This window comes from Paragemmobacter kunshanensis (genome assembly GCF_011059185.1).
Lineage (GTDB): Bacteria > Pseudomonadota > Alphaproteobacteria > Rhodobacterales > Rhodobacteraceae > Paragemmobacter > Paragemmobacter kunshanensis.
The window spans coordinates 50,545-74,905 of the sequence record NZ_JAALFE010000002.1 but is presented as its reverse complement, the minus strand read 5'-3'; the positions used below and the strand labels follow the sequence as shown (position 1 = coordinate 74,905).

The window sequence follows — 24,361 nt, the reverse complement described above, 5'->3', positions numbered from 1 at the left end:
GATCCGGGGGGACCTATACCGAAAGGACGTTGCATTGCCCCGGATGATGCGCCTTACTCGGCAACCAAGTTCAACAGTGCGACGAGCCACGTGACCAATCCCAGCCCCGATACGCCTGTCATCCGCATCCGCAACCTGCACAAGAGCTATGGCCAGCTTGAAGTGCTGAAGGGGGTGGATCTGGTCGCGCCGCGCGGGCATGTCGTCTCGCTCATCGGGTCTTCGGGTTCGGGGAAATCCACCCTGCTGCGCTGCTGCAACATGCTGGAGGAAAGCCAGGACGGCGAGATCGAGTTCGAGGGCGAGGCCGTGCGCTGGAAGGGGACGGGCCACAACCGCCACCCCGCCGACAAGGCGCAGGTGATGCGGATGCGCACGAATCTTTCGATGGTGTTCCAGCAGTTCAACCTGTGGTCGCACATGACCATCCTGCAGAACGTGATGGAGGCCCCGGTGACGGTGCTGCGTCGCGATCCGAAAGAGGTGGAGGAAAAGGCCCGCGCCTATCTGGCCAAGGTGGGGATCGTCGAGAAATGCGATGCCTGGCCCGCGCAGCTTTCGGGCGGGCAGCAGCAGCGTGCCGCGATTGCGCGGGCGCTGTGCATGGAGCCGCGCGCGCTTTTGTTCGATGAGCCGACCAGCGCGCTGGACCCGGAACTGGAGCAGGAAGTGGTGAAGGTCATCAAGGCGCTGGCCGATGAGGGGCGCACGATGATCCTTGTCACGCATGACATGCGGCTTGCGGCCGATGTGTCGGACCATGTCATCTTCCTGCATCAGGGCAGGATCGAGGAAGAGGGTCCGCCCGACCGGCTTTTCGGAAACCCGCAGACCGAACGTCTGCGCGGGTTCCTTTCCGCCACGGCCTGAGCGCCGGACAAGAACAAGATTGCATCAACCCGAGGGAGATACCGATGAAAAAGATGATGCTTGCCACCGCGCTGATGGCGCTGACTGCGGGCGCCGCGCTGGCGCAGGACGTGGTGCGGATCGGCACCGAGGGCGCCTATGAGCCCTACAACTATATCGACCAGGCCACCGGCGAACTGACGGGCTACGAGATCGAGCTTGGCAATGAACTGTGCAAGCGTGCCTCGCTGAACTGCGAATTCGTGCAGAACGCATGGGATTCGATCATCCCGAACCTGCAATCGGGCAACTACGACATGATCATGGCCGGCATGTCGATCACCGATGAGCGGGAAGAGGTCATCGACTTTTCGCAGAACTACATTCCCCCGGCCTCTTCGGCCTATCTGGCGCTGACGGCCGAGGCCAATACCGGCGAAGGCGCGGTGGTGGCGGCCCAGACCGGCACGATCCAGGCAGGCTATGTGGCGGAATCGGGCGCGACGCTGCTGGAATTCGCGACGCCGGATGAAACCGTGGCCGCCGTGAAGAACGGCGAAGCGGATGCCGTCTTCGCCGACAAGGACTATCTGGCCCCGATCGCCGCGGATTCGAATGGCGAACTGGTGCTGCTGGCCAATGAAGTGCAGCTGGGCGGCGGTGTGGGCATCGGCCTGCGGGAAACCGATACCGAGCTGAAGGAAAAGATGAACGCGGCGATCCAGTCGATGAAGGATGATGGCAGCCTGAACGCCATGATCACCAAGTGGTTCGGCCCCGAAGCCGTGACCTTCTGATCCGGAAAGGGGCGGCCCCCGGGCCGCCCCGCCCTTTCCCATGTTCGAATATTGCGCCGATCCCAGCCAATTGTCCGGCCTGAGCTGGCTGAGCTGCTACCTGACCACAGGGACGCATTTCAGGTTCTATTGGTCATTCGCCACGGTCCTGATGTTGCTGGCGGTGACCGCGCCCGTGGCGCTGGCCTTCGGGTTCGGCGGTGCGATGGCGGCGCGGTCGCCCTTTCTGCCGGTGTCGCTGATCGGGCGGGGATATATCGCCGCCGTGCGGGGCGTGCCGGATATCGTCTATTTCCTGTTCTTCGTGATCGCGCTGGATCAGGGGATCGAATGGGCCAAGCATCTGTTCGTCTGCGATGATCTGGGCCAGCCGGTCTGGAACGGCACGGAATTCAACGTCTGCGCGGCGGCCAAGGTGCCCTTGGCCAGCTCGGCCGCGATCTGGCATTCGGCCTATGCCTTTGCGCTGGCCGTCTTTACCTTTGCACTGGTCTTCGGGGCCTTTGCGGCCAATGTCCTTTATGGCGCGATGCAGGCCGTGCCGCGCGCACAGCTTGAAACGGCGGAAGCCTATGGCATGACGCCACGCCAGGTCTTCCGCCGCGTTCTGGTGCCGCAGATGTGGGTCTATGCCCTGCCGGGCCTGTCGAACCTGTGGCTGATCCTGATCAAGGCGACGCCTTTGCTGTTCCTGCTGGGGATACAGGACATCGTCTATTGGGCGCGCGAATTGGGCAGTGCCAAGACATCGGGCAACAACCCCTATCCGCATGGCGACTGGCGGGTGTTCTATTTCCTGGGGCTGCTGGTTTTCTATCTGGCCTTCACCCGCCTGTCCGAAGTGGTGCTGGCAGGCCTGACGCAGCGCCTGTCGCATGGGCAGGCCACGCTGGGCGGCGAGCAATTGCGCAAGGCGGGGGCATAGGATGGAACCGATGACCTGCCTCGAGACCATCCAGGCCTATGGCCTGCGCTCCATCGGGATCGGCGAGCGGTTGCTGCCGCGTTCCGACTATACGCTGTGCCAGCATTTCACGCTGATCGGATCGGGGCTGATCTGGAACATCTATTTCGGCGTGCTGGCCCTGGCCTTCGGCTTTGTCCTGGCCAATGCGCTGGCCCTGGCCAAGGCCGCGCAAAACCCCTGGCTGCGCAAGCCGGCGGAGTGGTTCATCTTCGTCTTCCGGGGATCGCCGCTCTTCATCCAGTTCTTTCTGGCCTATGAGCTGCTGGTGCTTCTGCCCAAGGCGGGGATCAACGTCCTTGGCATCACCATCGAGACGGCCTGGACGACGCGCGCCTGGGCGGGGGCGCTGTTCGTGCTGTTCCTCAATACGGCGGCCTATTCGGCCGAGATCTTCCACGGCGCGCTGAAATCGGTTCCGAAGGGCGATGTCGAGGCGGCGGATGCCTATGGGATCACCGGATGGCCGCGGTTCCGGCGCATCCTGTGGCCCACCATGCTGCGCCTTGGCTGGCCTGCCTATACGAACGAGGCGATCTTCCTGTTCCATGCCACGACGCTGGTCTTCTTTTCGGGCTTTCCCGCGTTCCAGCAGAAGGGGGACGCGCTTTACTACGCGAATTTCTTCGCCGACAAGACCTTCAACCCCTTCATCCCCTACCCCATCGTGGGCTTCTACTTCATCTGCCTGACGCTTCTCCTGATCTGGGTCTTCGGCCTGATCAACCGCCGCCTGAACCGCCATCTGCCATCAAACCTGCGCGGCAGAATCCGCTTGCGTCTGCAGGTGATCCGATAGTAGCGTGGATTTGATCAAATTCCTCGGGCAGTGTTCGCCCGGGTCCGCCGAAGATGCGGCGTCGGGCATGGGGCCTGGCTGGAAGGGGATCGAAACACAGGGGAAGGATCGGGGCCGGGCTGAACGCCCCCCCGCCTGAAGAGTGATGATGAAGGATTGGCTGAGAAAGCATCCGGCCGTGCGGACGATCCGCGTGGCCGCCGTCGACCTGAACGGTCAGGCGCGCGGCAAGCGCGTTCCGGCGCGATTTGCGGAGAATGTGGTGAAGAACGGGACGCGGTTCCCGTTCTCTGTCCTGAACCTCGATATCTGGGGCGAGGATATCGACGACAGCCCGCTTGTCTTTGAACAGGGCGATCAGGACGGCGTCCTGCGTCCGACCGAGCGCGGCTTCATGCCGATGCCCTGGCTGGAGGCGCCGACGGCGCTTTTGCCGATCTGGATGTTCCGCGAGAATGGCCTGCCCTATGAGGGCGACCCCCGCCACGCCCTGCGCGCGGTGGTGGAAAAGTTCAAGGAGCGCGGCCTGACGCCCGTTGTGGCGATGGAGCTGGAATTCTTCCTGATCGACGACAGCGGCAAGACGCTGCAGGTGCCGCCCAGCCCCCGCTCGGGCAAGCGGCGCAAGGCTGCGGAGACGCTGTCGATCCGGGCGCTGGATGCCTTCGACAGCTTTTTCACCGACCTTTATGATGCCTGCGAGGCGATGGACATTCCCGCCGACACGACCACGTCGGAAACCGGCCTTGGCCAGTTCGAAGTGAACCTGATGCATTGCGACGATCCGCTGCGCGCGGCGGATGATGCCTGGCTGTTCAAGATGCTGGTGAAGGGTCTGGCACGGCGGCACGGGTTCGCGGCAAGCTTCATGGCAAAACCCTATCCGGAATATTCCGGGTCCGGCCTGCACACGCATTTCAGCCTGATCGATGAAGACGGAAAGAACGTGTTCGACTCGGGCGGCCCCAAGGGCACGGCGACGCTGCGCTCTGCCGTGGCGGGCTGCCTGAACGCGATGCATGACTCGACGCTGATCTTTGCCCCGCATCAGAACAGCTATGAACGGCTGGTGCCGGGCAAGCATGCGCCCACGGCGATCTGCTGGGGATACGAGAACCGCACCGGCGCGATCCGGATCCCGGCGGGGAACCCTTCGGCCCGCCGGATCGAGCATCGTGTGGCGGGGGGCGATGTGAACCCCTATCTGATGCTGGCCGCCATCCTTGGCGCGGCGCTGGACGGGATCACCCAGGCGATGGAACCGCCTGCGCCGATCACCGGCAATGCCTATGCGCTGGAGGGGCTGGCCCAGATCCCCGACAGCTGGGAAGGCGCGATCGAGGCGCTGGAACGCAGCACCATCGTGCCGCGCTTCATCCATCCCGAACTGATCAAGAACCTGATCCAGACCAAGCGGCAGGAACTGCATTACATCGGCGAGTTGAGCGAAAGCGAGAGGGTCGAACTCTACCTCGATACTGTCTGAACGGCGTGCGCCCTGAATTTTCGCAGAAAATTCGTTGGGCGCATGGCAGGGGCCAACGATTTTTCTGCGAAAAATCAGGCCCCTTGCCGAAGGCGGGGCCATGACACTACCTTTGTGAGGGACAAAAAGGCGAAACATGCGGATCGGCATCCTTCAGACCGGCCTCGCCCCCGAGGCGCTTGCCCCCGAAATGGGGGATTATCCCGACATGTTTGCCCGCCTGCTGGACGGGCATGGTTTCACCTTCCGCACCTGGAAGGTGGTCGAGGGAGAGCTGCCCGCCTCGGTGGCCGAGGCGGATGGCTGGCTGATCACCGGATCGCGCCATGGCGTCTATGAGGATCACCCCTGGATCCCGCCACTGGAGCAGTTCATCCGCGATGCCTTTGCCGCGCGGGTGCCTGTGGTGGGGATCTGCTTTGGCCATCAGATCGTGGCGCAGGCCATGGGTGGCAAGGTCGAACGCTTTGACGGCGGCTGGGCCGTGGGCGCGACCGAATATGATTTCGGCGGCGAAACGCTGCGCCTGAACGCCTGGCATCGCGACCAGGTGGTGACGGCGCCGCCCGGCGCGAAGGTGATCGCCACCAACGACTTCTGCACCAATGCGGCGTTGCTTTACGACGACCGCGCCTTGACGGTGCAGGCCCATCCCGAATTCCGCCCCGAATTCGTCGATGGGTTGATGCGGACGCGGGGCAAGGGGCTGGTTCCCGACGAGGTGATGGCCGAAGCCGCCGCCAAGCTGGACCTGCCCATTCAGGACAAGACCATGGCGGGCCGTATTGCCGCCTTCTTCAAGGAACCGCGTGCCTGAGAAGGGGCGCGCGGGCAACCGCAAAAACATGAGCTAAACATGTCCAAATGGACCGAGAAACTGCCCGAGGCAGCCCGCGATTTCATCGCAGGCCGCCGCGTGGACGAGGTGGAATGCATCATCGCCGACATCGCCGGCGTGGCGCGGGGCAAGGCGATGCCCGCCTCGAAATTCGCCAAGCAGGCCAGCTATTTCCTGCCCAATTCCATCTTCCTGCAGACGATCACGGGGGAATGGGCCGACAACCCGACCGGGGCCTTCACCGAACCCGACATGATCCTTGTCCCCGATTTCAGCACGGCAACCGCCGCGCCCTGGACGGCGGATGTCACGCTGCAGGTGATCCATGATGCGCAGGATCAGGCCGGAAACCCCGTGCCCACCGCACCCCGCAATGTGCTGAAGCGGATCGTGCAGCTTTACAACGCCGAAGGCTGGAACCCCATCGTCGCGCCCGAGATGGAATTCTTCCTTGTCGCGCGCAATATCGACCCGAACATGCCGATCATCCCGCCGATGGGCCGGTCCGGCCGCCGGGCGGCGGGCAAGCAGGCCTATTCGATGAGTGCCGTTGACGAATACGGCAAGGTCATCGACGACATCTACGATTTCGCCGAGGCGCAGGGATTCGAGATCGACGGCATCCTGCAGGAAGGTGGGGCCGGGCAGATCGAGATCAACCTCGCCCATGGCGACCCCGTGGCGCTGGCCGACGAGATCTTCTTCTTCAAGCGGCTGATCCGCGAGGCGGCGCTGCGGCATGACTGTTTCGCCACCTTCATGGCCAAGCCCATCGAGGGCGAACCCGGCAGCGCCATGCATATCCACCATTCGGTGGTGGACATGAAGACGGGCAAGAACATCTTTTCCGACAGGAAGGGCGGCGAGACCGCAGAGTTCCTGCATTTCATCGCCGGCATGCAGACCCATCTGCCCGCAGCCGTGGCGCTGCTGGCGCCCTACGTCAACAGCTATCGCCGCTATGTCCCCGACTTTGCCGCGCCCATCAATCTGGAATGGGGCCGCGACAACCGCACCACGGGCCTTCGCGTGCCGATCTCCGGGCCCGAGGCGCGGCGGCTGGAAAACCGTCTGGCGGGCATGGATTGCAACCCCTATCTGGGCATCGCGGCCAGCCTTGCCTGTGGCTATCTCGGCCTGAAGGCGGGCAAGATGCCGCGCGCGGAATGCACCGAGGATGCCTATAACATGGAGACGGACCTGCCCTACAATCTGGGTGACGCGCTTGACCTGCTGGAAGAGGATGGCGCGCTGCGCGAGGTGCTGGGTGTGGAGTTCTGCAATGTCTATGACTCTGTGAAGCGGAACGAATACAAGGAGTTCCTTCAGGTCATCAGCCCGTGGGAGCGCGAGCATCTTCTGCTGAACGTGTGACGGCCCATGAACCTGCTGCACGCAAATGACCGGGCGGGGGAATATCCCCCGTCCTGGTACGCCGCCACACGCGCGGACTTCCCCGCCCTGCCCCCGCTTCAGGGGGCGGTGCGGGCCGATGTCTGCATCGTCGGGGCTGGCTATACCGGCCTGTCTGCCGCACTGCATCTGGCAGAACGCGGGCTGAAGGTCATCGTGCTTGAGGCGCATCGCGTGGGCTTCGGCGCATCGGGCCGCAATGGCGGGCAAGTGGGCAGCGGGCAGCGGCTGGATCAGGACGCGCTGGAAGCAGCGGTCGGTCTGGACGACGCGCGCAAGCTGTGGGGATTGGCGCAAGAGGCGAAGGACATGGTGCGCGGTCTGATCGCGCAGCATGACATGCCCGTGCGCTTTTACCCCGGCATTGCCCATGCCTGCTGGTCGGCGGGTGAGGTAAAGCACGCCGCCGCCTATGCCGACAAACTCCGCCGCGACTATGGCTATGATCAGCTTGAGGCGCTGTCGAAGGACCAGATCGCCCGCCTCATTCCCTCGGGCGTCTTTGCCGGGGGGGAGTTGGACCGAGGCGCGGGGCATGTGCATCCGTTGAACTACGCCATCGGCCTTGCCCGCGCGGCGCAGGGGGCGGGGGCGGTGATCCATGAACGGTCCGAGGTGACGAAGATCACCCACGGCGCACAGCCCGTGGTGGCGACGGCGCAAGGCCAAGTGACCTGCGACCACCTGATCCTTGCCTGCAACGGCTATATGGGATCGCTGGAACCGCAGGTGGCCGCCCGCGTCATGCCGATCAACAACTTCATCGTGGCGACCGAACCCTTGGGGGACCGCGCGCGCGAGGTTCTGGCCGAACCCGTCGCCGTGGCAGACACGAAATTCGTCGTGAACTATTGGCGCCTGTCGGAGGACAACCGCCTGCTTTTCGGGGGCGGCGAAAGCTATGGCTATCGCTTCCCCGATATCGTGAAGACGGTGCGCAAGCCGATGCTGGAAATCTATCCCGGCCTGCGCGACGTGAAGATCGATCATGCCTGGGGCGGCACGCTGGCCATCACCATGACGCGCAACCCCTGTTTCCTGCGCGTGGCGCCCAATGTGCTGTCGGCCTCGGGCTATTCGGGGCACGGCGTGGCGCTGGCCACGCTGGCGGGGCGCATCCTGGCCGAAGCCGTGGCCGGGCAGGCCGAACGCTTTGACGTGATGTCGAAGCTTCCTACGCCGCGGTTTCCCGGCGGGGCGGCCCTGCGCTGGCCCATGCTGGTGCTGGCCATGACCTGGTATTCCATGCGCGACAGGCTGGGGCTCTGACCCGGAATCTCGGCGGTTTCTCGCCCCGTGACGCAGGGAAAAGACCCCTGTCTTGAACTTGTCACTGGAAATGTGACGCCCCCCCTATTACAGAAAAGGCGAAGAAGAGTTTCAGAAAAGGTGCAGGCATGGCCCCGGACGGACAGACGCTCGCCCCCAATGTCTATGACGCCGAAGCAATCCCCGAGGCCGCGCGGGCCGAGATTGACCGCCTTCTCGCCAGCGGTGACCTGTTCCGCTACACCGCGCCCGAAGGCGCGCCCGTTGCCCTGCTGGAAAGCGAATTCGCCGCATTGCTGGGGTCGCGCTATGCACTTGCCGTCTCCTCCTGTTCGGCGGCGCTGTTCCTGTCGCTCAAGGCGCTGGATCTGCCGCGCGGAGCCAGGGTCCTGATCCCGGCCTTCACCTTCGCCGCCGTGCCGTCGTCGATCGTCCATGCCGATTGCATCCCCGTGCTGGTGGAAGTGGGCGAGAACTACCGCGTGGACATGGCGGATTTCGAAGCCAAACTCGCCGACGCAAGCGCCGTGATGATCAGCCATATGCGCGGCCATACCTCGGACATGGACGCGATCATGGCGCTTGCGGATGCGCGCGGCATCCCGGTGATCGAGGATGCGGCCCATTCGCTTGGCACCACATGGAACGGGCGCAACATCGGCACCATCGGCAAGGTGGGATGCTTCAGCTTCCAGTCCTACAAGCTGGTGAACGCGGGCGAAGGCGGGATCATGGTGACCGATGATCCCGAGCTTGCCGCCCGCGCGATCATCATGTCCGGCGCCTATGAAGAAAACTGGAAGAAACATCCCGGCCTGTCCAATTCCTGCGCGCATTGGCAGAACCGCCTGCCGCTCTACAATCTGCGCATGCAGAACCTGTCGGCGGCGGTGATCCGCCCGCAACTGCCCGAAGTGGCGCGGCGTGTGGCCCAGGGGCGGGCAAACCACGACTGGGTGGCGGACCGCCTGAACGCCTGCGGCCTGCTGGAGGTGCCCCCTGCCCTGCCGCAGGAGAGCCGCGCGCCCGATTCGATCCAGTTCAACCTGAAGGGCGATTGGAGCGATGAGCAGGCACTTGCCTTCCAGAAGGCCGCGAAACGGCGCGGTGTGTCCGTGCAGGTCTTTGGCCTGTCCGAAGGAAATGCCCGCGCCTATTGGAACTGGCAATTCCTTGGCGACGTGCCGGACCTGCCCCGCACGCGGGCCATGCTGATGCGTGCCTGCGACGTGCGCCTTCCCGCCCGGCTGACCGGACCGGAGCTGGACTATATCGCCAGCGCCCTGACCGAAGCCGCGCGCGAGATCATGGGCTGAGGCAGAAGAATTTTCAGTCGAAAATTCTTCCGGAGCGACCTTCCTTTGGAAGGTCGTGAAAATTCTTCTGCGAAGAATTTTCGGGTGGGAAGATTTTTCGGATGAAAAATCTTCGCCCTCACAACATGCGCAATGTATCGCCCAGCCAGGGCCAGCGCGTGCGGGTCGGTTGGACGACCTGCCGGTCCAGCAGCCGGCGCAGGCGGACAGCCACCTCGCCCGGCATGTCGCGCAGCACCCCGGCCCGGGCCTGAAGCGACAGGCTGCGCCCCAGCGGCTCAAAGGGCAAGGGCCGCAGGTCCACGGCATCGCGAAACCGCGCGGCGTGATGCAGGGCGAGCGGCGTCAGGATCGTCCAGCCTGCGCCCGCAGCGACCATGGCGAGGATCGGCGTATAGCTGTCCAGTTCGAAGCGCGCGCCGACGCGGATATTCTGCCGCGCCAGATGTGCCGCGATCTGACGGCCCATCAGGTGGCGTGTGGTATACTGGATCAAGGGAAGGCTGGCCGGATCGCCGCCCCTTGGCGCTACGGCCAGAAAGGGTTCGGCCAGCAGGGGATGCACCTCTCGCCAGCCTTCCGGCGCATCAAGCGGCGCATCGGCGGCCACGACCATGTCCAGCGCGCGGTTCGACAGTTGTTCCAGCAGATGATGGCTGGCCCCGGTTTCAAGCAGGAAACGGCAGCCCTTGAGTTCGCGCGCCAGTTCCGCCAGCAGTTGCGGCGTCACTTCGGCATCGAGATCCTCGATCATCCCCAGGCGAAGGGTGGTCAGACCGGACAGGTCCGCAAGGGCAAGCTCGGCCCGCGCCTCGGCTTCGGCGTTCAGGATCACCTGGGCGTGGCGGCGGAACATGGTGCCTGCGGGCGTGGTCATCATCGGGCGCGCGCCGCGATCCAGAAGAGCCGCCCCCAGCGCCGCCTCGAGCGAGGCCAGCTGCTGGCTCACCGCCGAGGGGCTGACGCCAAGCCTGCGCGCGGCGGCCGATATCGCGCCTTCCTCGGCGGCGGCGAGGAAGACCTCGATCCCCCAGAGCGTGACGCGACCCTGACTTTCCGACATGGGCCGCGCCCCCTGCTCCGTCAGAGTCTGGAAAGCTTCTTCTGAAGCTCGGCCAGCTGCTTCTTGATCTGGGCCAGTTCGTCATCCTTGGAGGCGCTGTCCGATGCGCTGTCCTCCTTGGGGGCCGGACCGGAGCCACCCCATCCGGGAAGGCCGCCCATGAAGGCCTGCATGAAGACTTCCTGCTGCTTGCGCATGGCATCGAAGCCGGGCATGGCGGCCATCGGATTGGGGAAGGCCTGCAGGTTTTCCATCATCTTGGACTGTCCATCGCGCAGCATCTCGAACGACGCGGCGAGGAATTGCGGCACCACGGATTGCATCTCGGTCGTGTAGGAGCGGACGAGATCGGTCAGCACATTGATCGGCAGGACATTCTCGCCCTTGGATTCATGTTCGGCCACGATCTGCAGCAGGTATTGGCGCGTCAGGTCATCGCCGGATTTCAGATCGACTATCTGCACCTCGCGCCCGGCGCGGATGAAGCCTGCGATATCCTCGAGCGTGACGTAATCCGATGTCTCGGTATTGTAGAGGCGGCGGCTGGCATAGCGCTTGATCAGCAGCGGCTTTTCGGTATCGGCCATCTGGCCCCCTCCCCTGGTCTTTTGCAGTTGCATTGGCTGCATCGCAGAGAAGCTTAGGACAGGGATTTTCAAAAAGAAAGGGCGGGCATGAAGCCCGCCCAATGGCGCCTGTCCGACAGGGAGGAGTACGAACGGCGCGCGATCCTTGCGGATTACTTCGCGGCTGCAGCGGCCTTCTTGGCGACCGAGGTCACTTCCGCGGTGGCTTTCTTGACGGCGGCGGTCGCGTCTTCCGAGAAGTCCTTGCCGGCGGCCAGCATCAGCTCGACCGTTTCCATCTGGACCTTCTTCGCCACTTCGGCAAAGGCGGCCATGTTTTCGGCGGCCATTTCGGCAGCGGCCGAAGCGAAATCCGTCACCGATTTGGTGTAGTCGGTCGGCTCGGTCTTGGCCTTGGACACGTCGCCCAGCTTGGCGATGGTGTCTTTCGTCCACTTGGCGGTGATCTCGGTCGATTTCTCGGCGGCTTCGAGGGCCACTTTCGACAGCTTCTCGCCCATCGCGGCCTGAGTCTTGAAGGCGTTCTGGAGGGCCGACGAGTCGACCGGGAACGAAGCCATCATGTCCTGCATGACTTTGGTGAAGTCGGGGGTCTTGGTCATTTCATTTGCTCCTGGCGTTCCGGGTGTTGGCCCGTTTCCTGATGAGCAGGATATACATGCTGCACCGCAGCATTTCAAGTATTTTTCTGCAATGCAGCATTGCGATGGCGGAATGGCGCGCGCAACCGGGAATTGCGCGCGGGATCAGCCACTTGGCGTGGCGACCACATAGGTGCCCGGTGCCGGGGCCAGGATCTCTGCCCCCGAATCGCCGGGGATCCGCGCCTTGATCTTCTTGCCGGACCGGCCCGCCAGCCATTCGCCCCAGCGCGGCCACCAGCTGCCCTGATGATAGGTGGCATTGGCTTTCCAGTCTTCGGGGGCGCCTTCCAGCGGCGCGTCGCTGGTGTAATGGCCGTATTTCCCCTTGGAGGGCGGGTTGATGATGCCCGCGATATGGCCGCTTTCCGACAGGATGAAGGTCTTGTCCTTCGATCCCATCTGTTTCACGCCGTTGAAGCTGCCCCGCCAATGCGCGATGTGATCGGTCTCGCAGGCGATGGCGCAAAGCGGCAGCTGGACATCGGCCAGCGTGACCGGATGGCCGAAGACGGGAAAGCCCGTGGTTGCGAAGCGGTCGCTCTGGCACAGGCCACGCAGGTATTCGACCGCCATCTTCGCGGGCAGGTTCGTGCCATCGCCATTCCAATAGAGCAGGTCGAAGGCGGGCGGGGCCTCGCCCATCATGTAGCTCTTGATGGCGGGCTGATAGATCAGGTCGTTCGACCGCAGGAAGCTGAAGGTGCGCGACATGAAGAAGCGCGACAGGATCCCGTCCTGTTCGGACTGGCGTTCGATGCCATCGACGAAATCGTCGTTCAGGAAGACCCCAACCTCGCCGGGATCGGAGAAATCGGTCAGCGTCGTGAACAGTGTGGCCGAGCGGACGGATTGATCCCCCGCCTTCTGCAGATGCGCAAGCGTCAGCGAAAGCGTGGTTCCCGCGATGCAATAGCCCACGCAGTTGATCTGCTTTTCGCCGGTGATGCGCCGCACCTCGGCCATGGCGCGCAGATAGCCGTCGCGGATATAGTCATCCATGCCGATGTCGCGATAGCTGTGATCGGGGTTGACCCAGCTGACGACAAAGACCGTGAAGCCCTGTTCGACAACCCATTTGATCAGGCTGTTGGCGGGTTTCATGTCAAGGATGTAGAACTTGTTGATCCAGGGCGGAAAGATCAGCAGCGGCGTCTGATAGACCTTTTCCGTGGTGGGCGTGTACTGGATCAGTTCGAACATGCGGTTGCGATAGACCACCGCGCCGGGCGAGGTGGCAAGGTTCTCGCCCACCTTGAACGCCTCGCGGTTGGCAAGGGTCACCACCAGATCGCCCGAATTCGACTCGATGTCATGGACGAGGTTTTCAAGACCCTTCACCAGGCTTTCGCCATCGGTTTCCACCGCGCGCTCCAGCGCATCGGGATTCGTGCCCAGGAAATTGGTCGGCGAGAACATGTCGACGATCTGCCGGGTGAAATATTCCACGCGGCGCTTGTCGGCCGGATCCAGCGATTCCATGTCGCCCACCGCTTCGGTGACGGCCTCGGCGTTCATCAGATATTGCTGCTTGAGGTAGTTGAAGAAGGGATGGGTCTGCCAGAGGGGATTGGCAAAGCGCCGGTCCTGCGGGGTGGCATCGGGTGGGGCCTTCAATTCGCCCTTCGCCAGAACCTGCTGCGCCTCGACATAGTGCTTCAGGCTTTTGCCCCAGTAATTGATCTGGTGTTCCAGTATCTTGGCCGGATTCTGCATCATCTCGGCCAGATAGGCGGCGGCGGCCTTCATGTAGACATCGGGGGCCGGGCCATGCAGGGAATTGTCCACCTGCTTGCGCCTGGCCAGCGCGGCCACGAGGCGCTGTGACAACTCCTCGACCTTGGCGAGATTCTCGTTAAGCCTAACGAGCCGTTCGCCTGCGTCGTTCTCTTCCGTTGTCATGCGAATATTTCCCCCCTATCCTCGCCGCTATGCAGCATATCGCCGCCGGTCCGGGGGGGAAAGCTGTGAATGCCGGTATTGGCCCACCCGGACAAGGAGACGCACTTGCGGTACATGTACACCTACGACCTGATGGAGACCGCCCGCAACACGAATGAGTGGCTGGGTGCGACGGCGCGGGCGATGGCCTCTTATCCGGCCTTCGCCTTGTCGATGAACCCGGTGCTGCCCCTGATGGCCGCCTGGGGCGAGGTGACGGAGCGGACCTTCGGGCGCATGGTGGCAAAGCCCGACTGGGGCATCCGGTCCATCGTGGGGCCGGATGGCACCGACCATCTGGTCGATGTGAAGACCGTTGTGGAAAAGCCCTTCGGCAATCTGGTGCAGTTCTTCGTGCGCCGCCGCGCCCCGATGGCGCGCAAGATCCTGCTGGTGGCGCCGATGTCGGGCCATTACGCGACGCTGCTGCGTTCGACCGTCGCCTCGCTGCTGCCGGATGCGGATGTCTATGTCACCGACTGGCACAATGCGCGCGACATTCCCGTTTCGGCGGGCAAGTTCGACGTCGAGGATTACACGCTTTACCTGGTCGAATTCATGCGCGCGCTGGGTTCGGATGTGAATGTGATCGCCATCTGCCAGCCCGCGCCGCTGACACTCGCCGCCGCCGCCTATCTGGCGGCCGAGGATCCCGATGCACAGCCCCGCAGCCTGACGCTGATCGGCGGGCCGATCGACCCGGATGCCGCCGCGACCGAGGTGACGGATTTCGGCCGCCGGGTGACCATGGGCCAGCTGGAACAGACCGCAATCCAGCGCGTGGGGTTCAAGTACAAGGGTGCGGGGCGGCTGGTCTATCCGGGGCTTTTGCAACTGCAAAGCTTCATGTCGATGAATGCAGAACGCCATTCCAAGGCCTTTGCCGAACAGATCATGCGCGTGGCGCGCGGCGAGGCGTCGGATCACGATGCCCATAACCGCTTTTATGACGAATATCTGGCCGTGATGGACATGACGGCGGAATTCTACCTTTCCACCGTCGAACGCATCTTCAAGAACCGCGAGATCGCGCGGAACGAATTCCGCGTGAACGGCAAGAAGGTGGATATCGGCGCGATCAGCCAGATCGCGGTGAAGACGGTCGAAGGCGCGAATGACGATATCAGCGCCCCGGGCCAATGCGTGGCCGCGCTGAAGCTGCTGACCGGTCTGCCGGACGACAAGAAGGCCAGCCATCTGGAACCGGGCGCGGGCCATTACGGCATCTTCGCGGGGAAAAGCTGGCGTCTGAACATCCGCCCCCTTGTTCTGAACTTCATCGACGCGAATGCCGCCGCCCCCAAGCCGAAGAAGGCCAAGATCAGCCTGGCTTCCTCGCAGTAGGGCGCAGCATCATCGGGCCGTCCAGAAAGGCCGCGATCGCGGCGCTGACGGCTTCGGGCTGTTCCAGCATGGGCAGGTGGCCCGCCCCTTCGACGACATGCAACTTGCCATGCGGGGCAAGCTGCGCGGCAAAGTCCTGCCGCCGCAGCGGAACGATGCTGTCCTGCGCCCCGGCGATGAAAAGGAGCGGCAGATTGGCCCGGCGCAGCGTCTTTTGCTGATCCGGGCGGCGCTGCAGGGCGCGCGTCTGGCGCAGGAAGACGCCTTCGCCCAAGGACAGGGCCATGTCCTGCAAAAGATCCATGATTTCGGCCCGCCATTCGCTGGGGGCGAAGGCGCTTTCGGGGAATTCCTGGCGGACCACCTCTTTCAGCCGCCCGGCCTTTGCCGCGACAAGGCGCGCCTCGCGCGCGGCGGCGGTGGCCGGGGGTTCGGCCAGCGGATCGGTCGCGATCAGGACGGCCCGGCTGACCCGGCCATTGTCGCGGCGCAGGATATCCAGCGCCACATCACCGCCAAGGCCGTGGCCGATCAGGGCAAAGCGGGGCGGGGCCGAGGCGAGGATCGCCTCGGACATCTGTTCGACCGTTTCCCCCTTGGCGGGCAGGGCGATATGCAGCGGCTGCCGCGCGCCCAGATGCACGATCTGCGGCAGGAAGATGCGCGCGTCGCAGAGAAGCCCGGGGATCAGGAGCAGGGGTTCGTTCACAGCCCGCGCGCCCAATCGGTGATGATACGGATGGTCTCTTCCGTCTGGCCGGGCGACAGGATGTCGCCCGCGATGACATGGGCATAGGGATCGTCATCGCCCTGCATCTCGCGCCTTTCCACCTGGGTGGGGCCGCCCCAGGCGGCGATGACGGGGGGAATGCGGGCCGGGTCGATCACGTGATCGGCGGGGGCGTAAAGGAACAATGCAGGCGTTCGGGCCTGCCCGTGATCGGCCGCGCGGGCGGCCCGGATCAGCCGCGCCATGGGATAGAGTGCTGCGGTCGGATATTCCGTCGTCCAGTGGCGGGCGTGATCGGCGTTCAGCGGGGTGAAGGCGCGCGTCTCGCCCGCGACCATGTCCCCCCAGCTTTCGATGAAGGGCGCATCGAGCAGCCACTGCGCGGGCGCATGCAGGCCGAAATTGGGCGAGACCAGCACCGTTCCCGCCAGCCCTTCGTTCAGTTGCGGATCGCCCGCCGCCAATGCGGCAAGCGTGCCCCCGGTCGAGGTGCCGATGACGATGACCCGGTCCCCCAGACGGCGCCCGATGGCCATCGCCTCGGCCATGTCGAAAAGCCAGTCCTCGGCGCTGGCCTCGGCCATGGCGGCGCCATCACGGCCATGCCCGGCAAGGCGGGTGAAGAAGAGGTTCGCGCCAAGCGCCCGCGCCACCTCGTCCGGGACGGGGCGGACTTCGGCGGGGCTGCCGGAAAAGCCATGGACATAGACGATGGAAAGCGGCGTCTTTCGCCCCTTTTCCCCGGCCCAGAGGATCCGCTTGCCATCGCCGGGGCGGATGTCGGAAAACTGCTGTTCCTTCCCGGTGATCCAGGCTTCGACATCGGCGGGAATGTTCGCTTCGGAAAAGTCGATGCTGCGGTCAATTCCCGTGCGCGGCACCCCGAACCAGAGCCCGAGCCCCAGGACGAGCAGGGCCGCCAGCAGCCGACCCAGCCCTTTTCCGAATGCACGCATCAGACACTCACCTCTTCCACCGCTGCGGCGATCATGGCAAGGCAGGCGGGCGTTGAAAAGCGGTGATCGGCCCCCTTGACCAGCGTCAGGCGCAGATCGGCGCAATCGGCATGGTCCATCAGGCGCAACGCCACGGCGGGCGGCACGTCGGTATCCGCCGTGCCCTGAAGCAGGCGCACCGGAAAGGGCAGCGGCAGGGGCGCGCGCAGGACAAGGCGCTGGCGGCCCTCTTCGATCAGGCGGCGGGTGATCGGGTAGCCGCCTTCGGAATAGTCCGAAGGGATCACGATCCGGCCCTGTTCCATGAGGGCCTGCCGCTGCGCGGCAGAGAACCCCGCCCACATGCTGTCTTCGGTGAAATCCGGCGCGGCGGCGATGCCGACCAGCCCTTTCACCCGGGCAGGCCAGGCGCGGGCGATCTGCAGGGCGATCCAGCCCCCCATGGATGAGCCGACAAGAACCTGCGGCCCTTCGGTCCGCGCCTCGATCACGGCCATCGCATCCTCGACCCAGTCGCCGATGCAGCCGTCCTCGAAAGCGCCGGAAGATTGCCCATGGCCGGAATAATCCAGCCGCAGGAAGGCACGGCCCCGCCGTTCGGCCCAATCCTGCAAATGGATCGCCTTGGTTCCCGTCATGTCAGACATGAACCCGCCCAGAAACACCACCCCGGGGCCCTGCCCCGCAGTCTGCACATAGGCGATGCGGCGGCCCTGTGGCGTGGTCAGAAATGCGCTCATCCCGGCCTCCTTCTTTGCAGAAGGCATAGCGAAGCCCGCGCCCGGATGCCACAGCCGCGCGGCAGGCGTTGACATTCCCCCCGCCCCCGCGCAGGAAAGCGGCACATAACCCGCAACCGGGCGTTCCGTGGGCGCCAAACCGACGAGGGAGCCGAGACATGGCCCAGATTTCCCTGACATTCCCCGATGGCAATATCCGCGTGTTCGACGCGGGCGTGACGCCTGCGCAGGTGGCACAGGCCATAGCGCCGTCGCTGGCCAAGGCCGCGATCTCGGCCATGGTCGATGGCCAGCACTGGGATCTGCAATGGCCGATCCATGGTGACGCCCGCATCTCCATCAACACGATGAAGGATGACGGGCCCGCGCTGGAACTGATCCGGCACGACCTCGCCCACATCATGGCCCGCGCGGTGCAGGAGATCTGGCCCGATGTGAAGGTGACCATCGGCCCCGTCCGCGATTACGGCTGGTTCTACGATTTCGACCGGGCGGAGCCCTTCACGCCCGATGACCTTGGCCAGATCGAGGCCAAGATGAAGCAGATCATCAACGCCCGCGATCCCGTGCGGACGGAAATCTGGGCCCGCGCCGACGCGCTGGCCTATTACGAAAGCCGGGGCGAGCCCTACAAGGTGGAACTGGTCCACAAGATCCCCGAGGATCAGGACCTGCGGATGTATTGGCATGGCGACTGGCAGGACCTCTGCCGTGGCCCGCATTTCCAGCATACGGGGCAGGTTCCGGCGGATGCCTTCAAGCTGACGCATGTGGCGGGGGCCTATTGGCTGGGCGACAGCACGCGCCCCATGCTGCAGCGCATCTATGGCGTGGCCTTCAAGAACCGCGACGATCTGAAGGCCCATATGACCATGCTGGAGGAAGCAGCCAAACGCGACCACCGCAAGCTGGGCCGCGAGATGGGCCTCTTCCACATGCAGGAAGAGGCGCCCGGTCAGGTCTTCTGGCACCCGAACGGCTGGACCATCTACACCACGCTGCAGGATTACATGCGCCGCCAGCAGCGCCGCGATGGCTATGTGGAGGTGAACACGCCGCAGGTGGTGAACCGCAAGCTGTGGGAAGCCTCGGGCCATTGGGAAAACTACCGCGAGAACATGTTCATCGTGGAAGTGGACGAAGAAGGCGCGCGCGAAAAGGTCGTCAATGCGCTGAAACCCATGAACTGCCCCTGCCATGTGCAGATCTTCAACGTGGGCCTGAAATCCTATCGCGACCTGCCGATCCGCATGGCCGAATTCGGCTCCTGCGCGCGCTATGAACCGTCCGGCGCGCTGCATGGGATCATGCGGGTGCGCGGCTTCACGCAGGATGACGCGCATATCTTCTGCACGCTGGATCAGGTGGAAGCGGAATCGAAGAAATTCATCGAATTTCTGGCGAAGATCTATTCCGACCTCGGCTTCGACAAATGGCGCGTGAAGCTGTCCACCCGCCCGGAAAAGCGCGTGGGGTCTGACGAGATCTGGGACAAGATGGAAGCGGCACTCGCCAATGCCTGCATGGCCGCCGGATACCCCTATGAACTCTTCCCCGGCGAAGGCGCCTTCTATGCGCCGAAGCTGGAATTCGTGCTGACCGACGCCATCGGCCGCGACTGGCAATGCGGCACCCTGCAACTCGACCCGAACCTGCCGGAGCGTCTGGATGCCAGCTATATCGGCGAGGATGGGGCCAAGCACCGCCCATTCATGCTGCACCGCGCCTGCCTTGGCTCCTTCGAACGCTTCATCGGCATCCTGATCGAAAACCACGCCGGGAAACTGCCCTTCTGGCTCGCCCCGCGGCAGGTGGTCGTCGCCTCCATCGTGTCGGATGCCGATCCCTTCGTCGAAGAGGTGGTGACGGCGCTGACCCTTGCCGGGGTGCGGGCCGAGGCGGACATGCGCAACGAAAAGATCAACTACAAGGTGCGCGAACATTCCGTGGGCAAGGTGCCGGTCATCCTTGCCATCGGGATGAAGGAGGTGGAAGAACGCACGGTTTCCGTCCGCCGCCTGGGCGAGACGCGGACCGAGACCATGTCGCTTGACGCGATCGTGCAGGAAATGGCCGCCGCCGCCCTGCCGCCCGACATGCGCTGACCCTTGGGGAAAAAGCTGCCCAAGGGTGGCTTTTTCCCTTGCCCGCCTGATTCGCGCGAGGGGCCACAAACCGCCCGCGGGACAATTATCCCCTTGTTTCATTGGGTTGCGGCCCGCCCCTGCCGGTCGCAAGGGGGGTTGATTTTATAATGCGCTTTGGCATGATTTTCCCAGTGACGACAGACTTTCGACCGCCTCCTGCAACGCACAGGCCGGACCTAGGAAGACATGGGCGCACGGCCTGACGGCAATTCCGCCGCAGGGGGTTTTGAAATGGAGAAGCGGAATGCCGACCGGCACCGTTAAATGGTTCAACACGACAAAGGGCTATGGCTTCATCGCCCCGGATGATGGCGGCAAGGATGTTTTCGTCCATATTTCGGCGGTGGAACGGGCCGGGCTCAAGGGGCTGAACGACAACCAGAAGATCGGTTACGAATTGCAGTCCGGCCGCGACGGGCGGGCCTCGGCTTCCGACCTGAAACTTCTCTGATCCCGCAAGCCATTGAAATCAAAGGGCCCGCTTCAGCGGGCCTTTTGCCCTAAAGCAGCTTTGCCTGCACCGCATCGTCCCAGCCGAGGTGCCACTCCGCCCCGTTGCGAAGGATGGGGCGTTTCATCACCGTGGGCTGGGCGGCGATCTGCGCCTCTGGCTCCGACGCTTTCAGGAAATCGTTGAAGGCGCGGTAGGTGGTGGAGGATCGGTTGATCACCCGGTCGCCGAATTCCGTAACGATTTCAGCAATTTCCGCATCGCTCAACGGCTGTGCCCGCACATCGCGGAAGGTCACCTCATGGCCCGCCGCCTGCAGCGCCTTCTGCGCCTTCTTGCAGGTATCGCAGGTCGGAATGCCGTAAAGGATCATGTGCCTTGCCCCCTTCAAACCCCGTGCCACAGCCGGTGCAGACGGCCAGTGCAGCAGCCCGTGCATACGCCGCGCACGCCCGATTTGCCAGTGGTTAACCCAAACTTACCCCACAACCGCCCGCGTGATCGCCACCCCGCCCCAGGCCGACAGCGCCGTCAGCACCGTGCCCCAGAGCGTGTCGGTCGCCACCATCTGCCAGTGCCAATCCTTCATGATGGCATAGGAGGTGAATTCATAGGTGCCATAGGCCATGGCCCCGATGATCGCCGCCGGGATCAGCACCGGCGCCCCCGTCCGCAGCGCGGGGAGGGAGACGAGGTAGAGAAGCCCCGCCACATAGGCGAGGTAGAAGGCCGCCGCCGGAAGCGCGCGGATGTTCTCCAGCATCAGCGGGCCGATATGGCGCGAGAAGAGCGGCTTCATCACGAGGGTCAGCATGATCGCGTCGAGGATCAGGAAGATCGCGGCGGTGGAGAGGTAGAGGACGGCAATCTGCATGGGGCGGCTCCTTGTGGAGCGGATAGGTAGCGCGGCGGGCTGTGGGGGGAAGGCTTCGCAATCGTTTGTTAACCAACGACTGTCATCCTGGCTGGACAGATGGGTTGTTCATATGGGATACGTATAGCGTATGATTCTGGGTTTCGCGGACCGCGACACGGAGCGGTTGTTCCGATTGGAGCGGGTGGTGCGCTTTCAGGCGGTGGAACGCGTGGCGCTGCGCAAGCTGGCCATGCTGGATGCCGCCACGCGGATCGAGGATTTGCGCGCCCCTCCCGGCAACCGGCTGGAGGCGCTGCGGGGCGACAGGGCGGGCCAATGGTCCATCCGCGTCAATGATCAATGGCGGCTCTGCTTCCGCTGGAGGGATGGGAATGCTTCAGACGTTGAACTCACCGACTACCACTGACGCGCTGGAGCCTGTCCACCCCGGCGAGGTGTTGGCCGAGGAATTCCTTGTCCCCAAAGGCCTCAGCGCGGCGGCGCTGGCGCGGCATATCGGCGTGCCTGCGAACCGCGTGTCGGAAATCATCGCGGGGCGGCGCAACATCACGGGCGACACGGCGCTACGGTTGGCGGCGGCCTTCGGGACGTCGGCGGAGTTCTGGATGGGCTTGCAGATGCGATGGGAATTGGCTGTGGCCGCGCGGCGGGGGTTGGGGGACCTGCGGCCTTTGTGACTGCGCGGCGGCGCGGTTTGGACCGCGATCCGCCCTACAGCCTTAATCCTTTGTGAAGGCTTATGCGCGATGCAGGGGCATGCCGTTCTATCTTCGCCCCCGCCTGCCCGGCGCCACCATCTTCTTCACCGTTACGCTGCAACAGCGAGGCAGCGATTTGCTGTTGCGTCACATCGATGATCTTCGGGACGCGGTCCGCGTGACACGGAGGGAACGGCCCTTTGATGTCGATGCCTGGGTGGTTCTACCGGACCACATGCATTGCATCTGGCGCCTGCCGGAAGGGGACAGCAGCTATTCCGTCCGCATGGGTGCGATCAAGGCGCGCTTCTCGATGGCGGTTCGTAGGGCGGGGTTCACCCCGCCACTGCCTCAGGTCATGCACGATGGCGGGGTAAACCCCGCCTTGCGCAAGGGGCAGGTCGGGATCTGGCAAAAGCGGTTCTGGGAGCATCACATCCGCAATCCGGCGGATTGGGAGGCGCATATGCAATATTGCTGGATGAACTCGGTGAAGCACGGCCTTGCCGCCGAGCCGGAGGATTGGGCTTTTTCTTCCTTTGCCAAACCGGGCGCGGCCTTGTCGGGCCATCGGCGGGGTGAACCCCGCCCTACAGGCGATTTGCAAAGGCGGGGTGAACCCCGCCCTACCTGACCCACTCCCTGACCACACAGCCCGGCCCGTCCTCCCGCAACCGGCGTTCCCAGATCACCCGCCACGCCCCCTCGTCGAAGGCGGGAAAGAAGGTATCCGCCCCTTCCACCTCCATATCCACCTCGGTCACCAGCAGCCGATGCGCGAGCGGCAGGAGCGCGTCATAGATTGCCTGCCCGCCGATCCCGTAGATGCGGGCATAGCCCGCCTCTGCCGCCATCGCGACTGCCGCCTGCGGGGTGGGGGCTACCGTCTCCCACACCGATGCATCGCGGGAGACGACGATGTTCAGCCGGTTCTTCAAGGGCTTGAAGGGCAGGCTTTCCCATGTCCGCCGCCCCATGATGACCGCGCCCCCGGTTGTTTCGCGCTGGAAGGCGGCGAGGTCTTCGGGCGCGTGCCAGGGGATCGTGTTCCCCTTGCCGATGGCCCCATTGCGGGCGCGGGCGACGATGAGGGTGATCATGCCGCCCCCCTCATACCGCCACGGCCGCCTTGATCGCGGGATGGGGGTCGTAGCCCGTGATCTCGAAATCCTCATACCGGAAATCGAAGAGAGAGGTGACGGGGCGGGTGATGCGCAGGGTGGGCAGCGGGCGGGGATCGCGGGCGAGTTGGGTGGCCACCTGCTCCATATGGTTGGAATAGATATGCGCGTCGCCGATGGAATGGATGAAATCGCCCGGCTCATAGCCCGTGACATGGGCGAGCATGACGAGGAGGAGGGCGTAGGAGGCGATGTTGAAGGGCACGCCGAGGAACATGTCGGCGCTGCGCTGGTAGAGTTGCAGGTGGAGTTTGCCGCCGAGGATGCGGACCTGCCACATCGTATGGCAGGGGGGCAGCGCCATCTGCGGCACGTCGGGCGGGTTCCAGGCCGAGACGATCAGGCGGCGGGAGTCGGGGCTGCGGCGGATCATGTCGAGCAGCGTTTCGATCTGGTCCACCCCGCCGAAATCGCGCCACTGGCGGCCATAGACGGGGCCGAGATCGCCGTTCTCATCGGCCCATTCGTCCCAGATCGTGACGCCATTGTCGTTGAGGTAGCGGATGTTGGTATCGCCCTGCAGGAACCAGAGGAGTTCGTGGATGATCGACTTGATGTGGAGTTTCTTGGTGGTGACGAGGGGGAAGCCGTCGGCGAGGGGATAGCGGGATTGCAGGCCGAAATGGCTGATCGTGCCCGTTCCGGTGCGGTCGGAGGAGGGGATGCCCTGGGCAAGGACGGTGCGGAGCGCGTCGTGATATTGCTGCATCGGGTCTGATCGGGCCTGTCTGGGGTGGATGAGTCGCGCGCCCACTATATCTTGCGGTGGCACTGGGCGCGACCGGCTGTGTAATGTGGCGGAAGGAAAAGGAGGGATGCGATGGGCATTCGGTATCTGCATACGATGGTGAGGGTGAAGGATCTGGAGGCGTCGATCGCCTTCTACCGGCTGTTGGGGCTGGAGGAGACGCGGCGTTATGACAATGAGGGGGGGCGGTTCACGCTGGTGTTCATGGCGCCTCCGGGGCAGCCGGATTGCCCGGTGGAGCTGACCTATAACTGGGACGGGGATGAGGGGCTGCCGAGCGACAGCCGCCATTTCGGGCATCTGGCCTATGAGGTGGATGACATCCACGCGATCTGCGCGCATCTGCAGGCCAATGGCGTGGTGATCAACCGCCCGCCGCGGGATGGACGGATGGCCTTTGTGCGGAGCCCGGACAATATCTCGATCGAGTTGTTGCAGAAGGGTGGCGCGCTGGAGCCGGTGGAGCCGTGGAAGAGCATGGCGAGCGTCGGGCATTGGTGAGGCCGTGGCGGGGGGACGGGCGTCC

Annotated in this window: 27 protein-coding genes; 16 read left to right on the top strand and 11 right to left on the bottom strand. The window is 64.1% G+C overall.

All coding sequences use genetic code 11. From position 1 onward, the window contains the following. Nucleotides 1-90 precede the first annotated feature (90 nt). The 9 genes from G5V65_RS02735 (at nt 91) to G5V65_RS02695 (ending at nt 9,731) form a co-directional block, all read left to right on the top strand. Complete coding sequence (locus G5V65_RS02735; protein ID WP_165046904.1) at nt 91-870, top strand: ATP-binding cassette domain-containing protein; 780 nt, start codon at nt 91-93, stop codon at nt 868-870. A gap of 44 nt (nt 871-914) precedes the next feature. Further along, the gene (locus G5V65_RS02730; protein ID WP_165046903.1) at nt 915-1,646 is read left to right on the top strand and encodes a transporter substrate-binding domain-containing protein; all 732 of its coding nucleotides are present in this window, start codon (nt 915-917) and stop codon (nt 1,644-1,646) included. 40 nt (nt 1,647-1,686) lie between these two features. Continuing rightward, on the top strand, nt 1,687-2,571 hold the full coding sequence (locus tag G5V65_RS02725) for an ABC transporter permease (RefSeq protein ID WP_165046902.1): 885 nt from the start codon (nt 1,687-1,689) through the stop codon (nt 2,569-2,571). Nucleotides 2,572-2,581: 10 nt separating this feature from the next. Further along, nucleotides 2,582-3,409, top strand: a complete 828-nt coding sequence (locus G5V65_RS02720) for an ABC transporter permease (RefSeq protein ID WP_165046901.1) — start codon at nt 2,582-2,584, stop codon at nt 3,407-3,409. 148 nt (nt 3,410-3,557) lie between these two features. Further along, the gene (locus G5V65_RS02715) at nt 3,558-4,895 is read left to right on the top strand and encodes a glutamine synthetase family protein (protein WP_165047214.1); all 1,338 of its coding nucleotides are present in this window, start codon (nt 3,558-3,560) and stop codon (nt 4,893-4,895) included. Nucleotides 4,896-5,031: 136 nt separating this feature from the next. Next, nucleotides 5,032-5,712, top strand: coding sequence for a type 1 glutamine amidotransferase (locus G5V65_RS02710; RefSeq protein WP_165046900.1), 681 nt, complete (start codon nt 5,032-5,034; stop codon nt 5,710-5,712). Between the two features lie 39 nt (nt 5,713-5,751). Next, nucleotides 5,752-7,107 carry a glutamine synthetase family protein gene (locus G5V65_RS02705; RefSeq protein ID WP_165046899.1) on the top strand — a complete coding sequence of 452 codons (1,356 nt, stop codon included), beginning with the start codon at nt 5,752-5,754 and terminating at the stop codon, nt 7,105-7,107. Between the two features lie 6 nt (nt 7,108-7,113). After that, nucleotides 7,114-8,415 carry an NAD(P)/FAD-dependent oxidoreductase gene (locus G5V65_RS02700; RefSeq protein ID WP_165046898.1) on the top strand — a complete coding sequence of 434 codons (1,302 nt, stop codon included), beginning with the start codon at nt 7,114-7,116 and terminating at the stop codon, nt 8,413-8,415. Nucleotides 8,416-8,543: 128 nt separating this feature from the next. Then, entirely contained in the window at nt 8,544-9,731 is a 1,188-nt protein-coding gene (locus G5V65_RS02695; protein WP_165046897.1) for a DegT/DnrJ/EryC1/StrS family aminotransferase, read from the top strand. 118 nt (nt 9,732-9,849) lie between these two features. On the opposite strand, the gene G5V65_RS02690 is transcribed toward G5V65_RS02695, so the two are convergent. The 4 genes from G5V65_RS02690 to phaC all read right to left on the bottom strand — a co-directional run bounded on the left by G5V65_RS02690 (nt 9,850) and on the right by phaC (nt 13,924). After that, nucleotides 9,850-10,794, bottom strand: coding sequence for a LysR family transcriptional regulator (locus tag G5V65_RS02690; RefSeq protein WP_165046896.1), 945 nt, complete (start codon nt 10,792-10,794; stop codon nt 9,850-9,852). A gap of 20 nt (nt 10,795-10,814) precedes the next feature. Continuing rightward, nucleotides 10,815-11,381, bottom strand: a complete 567-nt coding sequence (gene phaR, locus G5V65_RS02685; protein WP_165046895.1) for a polyhydroxyalkanoate synthesis repressor PhaR — start codon at nt 11,379-11,381, stop codon at nt 10,815-10,817. Nucleotides 11,382-11,533: 152 nt separating this feature from the next. After that, on the bottom strand, nt 11,534-11,983 hold the full coding sequence (locus G5V65_RS02680; RefSeq protein WP_165046894.1) for a Phasin: 450 nt from the start codon (nt 11,981-11,983) through the stop codon (nt 11,534-11,536). Nucleotides 11,984-12,127: 144 nt separating this feature from the next. Continuing rightward, on the bottom strand, nt 12,128-13,924 hold the full coding sequence (gene phaC / locus G5V65_RS02675; protein ID WP_165046893.1) for a class I poly(R)-hydroxyalkanoic acid synthase: 1,797 nt from the start codon (nt 13,922-13,924) through the stop codon (nt 12,128-12,130). A gap of 105 nt (nt 13,925-14,029) precedes the next feature. On the opposite strand from phaC, the gene phaZ reads away from it, so the two are divergent. Continuing rightward, nucleotides 14,030-15,307 carry a polyhydroxyalkanoate depolymerase gene (gene phaZ, locus G5V65_RS02670; RefSeq protein ID WP_165046892.1) on the top strand — a complete coding sequence of 426 codons (1,278 nt, stop codon included), beginning with the start codon at nt 14,030-14,032 and terminating at the stop codon, nt 15,305-15,307. Here the strand turns inward: phaZ and G5V65_RS02665 are convergent. The 3 genes from G5V65_RS02665 to G5V65_RS02655 are packed head-to-tail and all read right to left on the bottom strand — an operon-like array spanning nt 15,285 to nt 17,733. Then, nucleotides 15,285-16,016 carry an alpha/beta fold hydrolase gene (locus tag G5V65_RS02665; RefSeq protein ID WP_165046891.1) on the bottom strand — a complete coding sequence of 244 codons (732 nt, stop codon included), beginning with the start codon at nt 16,014-16,016 and terminating at the stop codon, nt 15,285-15,287. The genes phaZ and G5V65_RS02665 overlap by 23 nt on opposite strands. Continuing rightward, nucleotides 16,013-16,993 carry an alpha/beta hydrolase gene (locus G5V65_RS02660; RefSeq protein WP_165046890.1) on the bottom strand — a complete coding sequence of 327 codons (981 nt, stop codon included), beginning with the start codon at nt 16,991-16,993 and terminating at the stop codon, nt 16,013-16,015. The genes G5V65_RS02665 and G5V65_RS02660 overlap by 4 nt, the downstream gene beginning before the upstream one ends. Next, nucleotides 16,993-17,733, bottom strand: a complete 741-nt coding sequence (locus tag G5V65_RS02655) for an alpha/beta fold hydrolase (RefSeq protein WP_165046889.1) — start codon at nt 17,731-17,733, stop codon at nt 16,993-16,995. Before G5V65_RS02655 ends, G5V65_RS02660 begins: the two co-directional genes overlap by 1 nt. A 158-nt stretch (nt 17,734-17,891) precedes the next feature. On the opposite strand from G5V65_RS02655, the gene thrS reads away from it, so the two are divergent. Both thrS and G5V65_RS02645 read left to right on the top strand, forming a co-directional pair. Further along, a complete protein-coding gene (gene thrS, locus G5V65_RS02650) occupies nt 17,892-19,838 on the top strand; it encodes a threonine--tRNA ligase (protein WP_165046888.1) in 1,947 nt (648 codons plus the stop codon). 286 nt (nt 19,839-20,124) lie between these two features. Further along, on the top strand, nt 20,125-20,331 hold the full coding sequence (locus tag G5V65_RS02645; RefSeq protein WP_161760801.1) for a cold-shock protein: 207 nt from the start codon (nt 20,125-20,127) through the stop codon (nt 20,329-20,331). Nucleotides 20,332-20,380: 49 nt separating this feature from the next. Here the strand turns inward: G5V65_RS02645 and G5V65_RS02640 are convergent, their stop codons facing one another. Both G5V65_RS02640 and G5V65_RS02635 read right to left on the bottom strand, forming a co-directional pair. Beyond that, on the bottom strand, nt 20,381-20,704 hold the full coding sequence (locus G5V65_RS02640) for an arsenate reductase family protein (protein ID WP_165046887.1): 324 nt from the start codon (nt 20,702-20,704) through the stop codon (nt 20,381-20,383). A 105-nt stretch (nt 20,705-20,809) separates the two neighbouring features. Continuing rightward, nucleotides 20,810-21,205 (bottom strand): DUF2177 family protein, encoded by a 396-nt coding sequence (locus G5V65_RS02635; RefSeq protein WP_165046886.1) that lies wholly within the window; start codon nt 21,203-21,205, stop codon nt 20,810-20,812. Between the two features lie 130 nt (nt 21,206-21,335). On the opposite strand from G5V65_RS02635, the gene G5V65_RS02630 reads away from it, so the two are divergent. From G5V65_RS02630 to G5V65_RS02620, 3 genes are all read left to right on the top strand, one after another. Beyond that, nucleotides 21,336-21,614: a type II toxin-antitoxin system RelE/ParE family toxin gene (locus tag G5V65_RS02630; protein WP_165046885.1), complete on the top strand. Its 279-nt coding sequence runs from the start codon at nt 21,336-21,338 to the stop codon at nt 21,612-21,614. After that, nucleotides 21,580-21,885: a HigA family addiction module antitoxin gene (locus G5V65_RS02625; protein WP_165046884.1), complete on the top strand. Its 306-nt coding sequence runs from the start codon at nt 21,580-21,582 to the stop codon at nt 21,883-21,885. The genes G5V65_RS02630 and G5V65_RS02625 overlap by 35 nt, the downstream gene beginning before the upstream one ends. 79 nt (nt 21,886-21,964) lie before the next feature. Continuing rightward, complete coding sequence (locus G5V65_RS02620) at nt 21,965-22,540, top strand: REP-associated tyrosine transposase (protein ID WP_165046883.1); 576 nt, start codon at nt 21,965-21,967, stop codon at nt 22,538-22,540. Here G5V65_RS02620 and G5V65_RS02615 read toward each other — a convergent pair. Continuing rightward, complete coding sequence (locus G5V65_RS02615) at nt 22,533-23,006, bottom strand: dihydrofolate reductase (protein WP_165046882.1); 474 nt, start codon at nt 23,004-23,006, stop codon at nt 22,533-22,535. The genes G5V65_RS02620 and G5V65_RS02615 overlap by 8 nt on opposite strands. 10 nt (nt 23,007-23,016) lie before the next feature. Beyond that, nucleotides 23,017-23,796 carry a thymidylate synthase gene (locus G5V65_RS02610; RefSeq protein WP_165046881.1) on the bottom strand — a complete coding sequence of 260 codons (780 nt, stop codon included), beginning with the start codon at nt 23,794-23,796 and terminating at the stop codon, nt 23,017-23,019. Nucleotides 23,797-23,907: 111 nt separating this feature from the next. Here G5V65_RS02610 and G5V65_RS02605 point away from each other — a divergent pair, with 111 nt between their 5' ends. Then, a complete protein-coding gene (locus G5V65_RS02605; RefSeq protein ID WP_165046880.1) occupies nt 23,908-24,336 on the top strand; it encodes a VOC family protein in 429 nt (142 codons plus the stop codon). Nucleotides 24,337-24,361 lie beyond the last annotated feature (25 nt).